At 30.0% G+C, this 5,608-nt stretch carries 4 protein-coding genes; 2 read left to right on the forward strand and 2 right to left on the reverse strand.

Annotation, left to right across the window (positions count from 1 at the left end; translation table 11 throughout):
- Positions 1–402: 402 nt before the first annotated feature.
- Together AB671_RS20320 and AB671_RS20325 are read left to right on the forward strand one after the other, a co-directional pair.
- Entirely contained in the window at positions 403–2,031 is a 1,629-nt protein-coding gene (locus AB671_RS20320) for an acyl-CoA carboxylase subunit beta (protein WP_066674873.1), read from the forward strand.
- A gap of 190 nt (positions 2,032–2,221) precedes the next feature.
- Positions 2,222–2,695 (forward strand): VanZ family protein, encoded by a 474-nt coding sequence (locus AB671_RS20325; RefSeq protein ID WP_066674871.1) that lies wholly within the window; start codon positions 2,222–2,224, stop codon positions 2,693–2,695.
- Positions 2,696–2,744: 49 nt separating this feature from the next.
- Here AB671_RS20325 and AB671_RS20330 read toward each other — a convergent pair whose 3' ends face one another.
- Positions 2,745–4,205, reverse strand: coding sequence for a hypothetical protein (locus AB671_RS20330; protein ID WP_157444278.1), 1,461 nt, complete (start codon positions 4,203–4,205; stop codon positions 2,745–2,747).
- 6 nt (positions 4,206–4,211) lie between these two features.
- On the reverse strand, positions 4,212–5,522 hold the full coding sequence (locus AB671_RS20335; RefSeq protein ID WP_066764886.1) for a M48 family metalloprotease: 1,311 nt from the start codon (positions 5,520–5,522) through the stop codon (positions 4,212–4,214).
- Positions 5,523–5,608 lie beyond the last annotated feature (86 nt).

A 5,608-nucleotide genomic window follows, 5' to 3' on the forward strand; every position in this document is an offset into this window, starting at 1 on the left:
TTTTGTTTTGCAACTCTAAAATGACAATTTTTAGCCAGTTTTTAGCCCATACTCTTTTTTATTATTCATTTTTTAAACAGGCTCTTAGCCTAATAATGAAATTCTGAACAATAATCTTTCAAATAGCGAAGTATAAAAATCCAAAAACCCTGAAAATTTATACAACTTTCAGGGCCTTCAAATAATAAACTATTAAAAAAATAAACTAGGAACTGAGTATTTATATAGAAACTTACGTCTCTACTACTCTATTGTAAAGTTAGCAAAATATGCACCAAAAAAAACAGTTGATTTGTTAAAAATTTCATAATTTTCTAATAATCAGCACATTGAAACTAAACAAACATATTTTATTACTTTTTCTAAAAATAGTATCTTTAGCCAGATTAAAATATAAATTTCATGGATATTGAATTTAACAAAAGAGAAGATCAAAATAAATTAAAATTATCTGAAATCAACCGTTTGCTGACAGAAATAAAAAAAGGCGGTGGTGAAAAAAGACTTCAGAAACTTCGTGACGAAGGGAAAATGACGGCAAGAGAAAGGATAGAATATCTTCTTGATAAAAATTCAGATTCCATAGAAATTGGTGCTTTTGCAGGTTACGAAATGTATGAAGAGCACGGCGGTTGCCCAAGTGGTGGTGTTGTGGTTGTAATGGGGTATGTTTCCGGAAAGCAGTGTTTAGTTGTTGCCAATGATGCTTCGGTAAAAGCTGGAGCTTGGTTTCCAATTACTGGAAAGAAAAACCTGAGAGCTCAGGAAATTGCCATGGAAAACAGGCTTCCAATTATTTATCTGGTAGATTCTGCAGGAGTTTATCTTCCAATGCAGGACGAGATTTTCCCTGATAAAGAAATGTTCGGAAGGATTTTTAGAAATAATGCTAAAATGAGCGCTTCAGGAATTATCCAAATTTCAGCAGTAATGGGAAGCTGTGTTGCGGGTGGCGCTTATCTTCCGATTATGAGTGACGAAGCGATGATTGTTGATAAAACCGGTTCTATTTTCTTAGCTGGAAGTTATTTGGTAAAAGCAGCAATTGGAGAAACTATTGATAACGAAACTTTAGGTGGAGCAACAACGCATTGTGCAATCTCAGGAGTTACCGATTATAAAGCAAAAGATGATAAAGATGCTTTAGACCGTATTAAAAATATTATGAAATCTGTAGGAAGTTATGATAAAGCAGGTTTCGACAGAATAGAAAGCTTCCCTCCTAAAGAAAAAATAGATAATATCTTCGGAATTATGCCCGTTTCCAGAGCAGAGCAATACGATACTTTAGAAATTATAAAATGTATTGTCGATAATTCTGAATTTGAAGAATATAAAGCAGATTACGGTAAAAGTATTATCTGTGCAACAGCAAGAGTTGACGGTTGGTCTGTAGGAATTGTTGCCAACCAAAGAAAATTGGTAAAAAGCGGTAAAGGTGAAATGCAGTTTGGTGGAGTAATTTATTCTGATTCTGCTGACAAAGCAACAAGATTTATTGCAAACTGTAACCAAAGAAAAATACCTTTAATCTTTTTACAAGACGTAACAGGATTTATGGTAGGTTCAAAATCAGAACACGGTGGAATCATTAAAGATGGGGCAAAAATGGTGAATGCAGTTTCTAATTCTGTAGTTCCTAAATTTACAATCATCACCGGAAATTCTTACGGTGCCGGAAACTATGCAATGTGTGGAAAAGCATATGATCCAAGACTAATTGTAGCTTGGCCATGGGCAGATTTAGCCGTAATGGGAGGAACTCAGGCGGCAAAAGTTTTGGCACAAATCCAAGAATCTACTTTGAAAAAGCAAGGAAAAGTAATTACTGAAGAAGAGCACAATGAAATTTTAGACACAATTACGAAAAAATATCAAAAACAAACGGAAGCTACCTACGCAGCTTCAAGATTGTGGACCGACGCTATCATCAATCCTATCGATACCAGAAAATGGATTTCTATGGGTATTGAGGCGGCGAACCATTCTCCGATTACTGAAAAATTCAATTTGGGAGTAATCCAAGTGTGATTTTATTCAATTTTAAAATATTTGGCCTCACTTTAGAAGTGAGGCTTTTTATATTATGTTAAATAATCCTAAAGAATTATAAAGTTTCAAAACGCCATACTACTAAGGTAAGATTTTTGTTATTAGAATATATCTAAAAACTAATAAGCACTACAACCTCTTTTTAATTACTAATCCCAAAAGGAAACCTATGAAAAGATATTTTGCAGTATTTATTGCCTTATATACCGTCGTTTTATTATACATGATGTTTTATGCATCTGGAAGAGAACCTTCTGAGATTTCATATATTCAACATCAGCCTTTTATCACTATACAGCATTTTTTAAATGATAACAATATAGATAATCAGGCTTTTATCGTAAATATATTTGGCAATATATTCTTATTCAGTCCATTCGGTTGGTTGGGATTATGCATTAAGAAATTTAACCGTTTTATCCCCGTTACTTTTTTCTTTTTAGTTGCTATAAGTATTATTGAATCTGCACAATATATTACTGGAAGAGGGGTTGCAGACATCGATGACGTATTTTTGAACACTTTAGGAATGCTGCTCGGATTTATTTTATTCAAATATGCAACGTGGAAAAACATTGCAAATATTAAATTTCATTTCGATTTGTTAGAAAATAAAAAACGCGTTTCATCCGTTTCATATTAACAGATAATTGTTGATTTAATAATTACTGCCATAAATATGATTATCCACACTAATAATTAATTTTTTCAATTCTTTTCTCTAACCCCCGATCTTTGGTTTCCTCATAAACTAAAATATAACCAGGTTTTGAGGGTAAGATACCCATCGGATTTTTACTTGTGAACTTTATTTTATCATTGCTAAATTTCCCTTTAATATATGACACCGTCCCAAAACTGTATTCTCCACTTCGAAGAAGACCTGCGTTTTTATTGACATCTAAATAATAAAATGCAATACCTTTTTTCTTATCAAGTTCATTAGAAAAAATATAATCAAAATATCCATCTCGTTTAATAGAATTTCCCCAAGCTCGATAACTGTTGATAAGCATAGAGTTCACAGGATATTGTGTTGTACTTTTAAAAACTTTTTTGGTCTGTACAAGATTGAAGTTTTCATCAAAATCTAAAAAATAAAAATGAGTAACAATCATTCCCAAACTATTTTTTGAGAAAAATTCTGAGGGCAGAATGATGTGATTAGTAGCATCATCAATGATGTAGGTATGCGGAAAAAAATAACCAGAATTCTTTACGTAGCCATCATTCTCAATGTCTATTTTAGATTTCAAATCTTCCCAAGTCTGATTTTTGCGTTCTAATATATTGCCATTCATATCTGCAGTGATCATAAATAAACCAATATTTTTACCATCAATTTTTTTTCCGGGCAAATACAAATCTCCAAATAATAAAATTTTATTATTTTTAAAACACACATTAACAGGTTCATATCTAAATTCAGAGTTATCTAATAATTGACGATTAATTTCTTTACCATTTTCTTTATTAATCAGTAACAAACCGTACTTTTTATTTAAATCCTGCGCATCGTCAGAAAATGTAGTTCCCAAAATATTACCAGAAAATCCTTTATCATAAAACACAAGATTTACTTTTTTTCCATTCATAGAATTTGTTAAATTGTTTACCCACATTTTTTTATTTTGATGATCTATCGCGTAAAGATCAATTTTACTATTCTTCTTCGGCGGAACGATGTTAAAAATAAAGCCCTTGTCATCAATAGGATCAATAGATAAGATTACATCATTGTCGTTTAAATCTTTTGAGAACCTATATTTCTCAGACAATTTATTTGTTTGAAGGTCATAAATAAAATACGAAAGATTATTCAAAGAACCTTTTAAAATTACTGGAACGCCCAAAATTAAGATAGAACTCTTGTTATAACTCACTAAAAATTTGGACACCGGAGCATCAAATTTTAAAAGTACATCATTCACTTTTTTGAGATTAATATCCTGAATTTCAACTTGAAATTCTTTAGCATTTAAGGGACTTGCATAACCAACAGAAAATCTTTCAGATCCACCTTTTGGATTGATAAATTTAAAATCTAAATATCCAAAAGTATTTTTATCACTATCAATTATTGCCATAACTAACTGCGAATGTGCAGTAGCATTGAAAACAACACACATTAAAAAGATATAAATATTTTTCATAAATAATTAATTATTAATATAATAAGAGGATAATTTTTGTAATTCGGAAACCGAAAGATGATCTAGTATTGCAAGAAACTGATAGTACGATTTTGTTTGATGATTATAATCTACATCGTCTACAAATCTCTTGTAAGTATGATCCTTCCTGGCTTGATACAATTTTTCTAAAAATAAACCTCGCATTATTATAACAAATTCATCATTAGGATATTTTTGCTCCATTTGCAAAGTAAAATAAAGTCCTCTTCCATATTCTTTTAGAACGTAATGTGCATAAAGAGTTTCCTTAATCATTTTATTTTTAAAATTGAGAAAATGTTTATTCTCCTGTGAAGTTTTTTTTTGAAGAGAAATATCAGATTTGTCTTTTAGCAGCCTTATCCTTTCAATAATTTCTGGATGGGTTCGTAAAGAATCAGCATCAAAGCCAAGAGCATTTTGTTTACTCTTAGAATAATTGTAATCTCCATTACCATACAATTCTAGCCAATCTTCATTGAATTTTTGATTAGGAGTACTAAAAAATTTCCTGTAATGATCTTCTTCGAGCTTAATAAGCTCTATTGGATTAATTGAGTCTAACTTCTTTACAGATTCAATTGCATTACTTCGATCTCTCGCTAGAGTTTTAAAGTAAGAAAAACCTAAAGAATCTGCCTGAATTTCTTGAGATCTTGAATTTTTTTTATCATCATATTGATAATGTTGCAAAAATTCTAAGATTGCTCCTATTCCAACTGTTTGAGACTTTTTTTTAGTAGTTTTTAAATTGACTTTATATAATTCAGAATTTTGTAAGTTATCATTCCTTACTAAAGATTTCTCTAAGTGCTTAAGTATTTGATGAGCTAATTCGTGGGACAAAATAAATGTAATTTCATCATCAGAATTTATTTTACAAAACATAGAAATATTAACTATAAAAATTCCACTCCCTAAACTAATAGCATTAGGTTGAGTTTCACGACTTAAAAAAACTTTTGTTGATGGAACGTCGAGATTATTTTTTATTATAATTTCATTCAATAAATTCTGAATATATCTTTCACTTTCTTCATCAATAAAAAGAGTATTCTGTTTTATCATTTCATCAAATATTTTTCTACGTTCTGATAAAAAATTCTTTACTATCTTTTTATTAGAAAGTTTGAGTGATGTAAAATTTAGCAATGACATATTTGCACTTTTTTCAGCAACAAAGTCTTTAATTTGCTTTTGTTGTAGCACAGTGTAAACCGTATCGACAGGGTTGTATTTCTGTGCTGCTGAAAATATGAAAAAATGAATAAATAATAATAAAACGATTTTTTTCATTTTAAATGTAAGACTTATCACAAATGTAATTTTTTTTATATAAATTTTGATATACTATTATATGTTAAATAATTATATATGATAAA

The sequence above is a fragment of the Chryseobacterium sp. BGARF1 genome, from assembly GCF_001677955.1.
Lineage (GTDB): Bacteria > Bacteroidota > Bacteroidia > Flavobacteriales > Weeksellaceae > Chryseobacterium.

Excerpts from the sequence above, each read along its gene's own strand:
- AB671_RS20320 (WP_066674873.1), top strand. The coding sequence starts at position 403 with ATGGATATTGAATTTAACAAAAGAGAAGATCAAAATAAATTAAAATTA.
- AB671_RS20335 (WP_066764886.1), bottom strand. The coding sequence starts at position 5,522 with ATGAAAAAAATCGTTTTATTATTATTTATTCATTTTTTCATATTTTCA.
- AB671_RS20325 (WP_066674871.1), top strand. The coding sequence starts at position 2,222 with ATGAAAAGATATTTTGCAGTATTTATTGCCTTATATACCGTCGTTTTA.
- AB671_RS20330 (WP_157444278.1), bottom strand. The coding sequence starts at position 4,205 with ATGAAAAATATTTATATCTTTTTAATGTGTGTTGTTTTCAATGCTACT.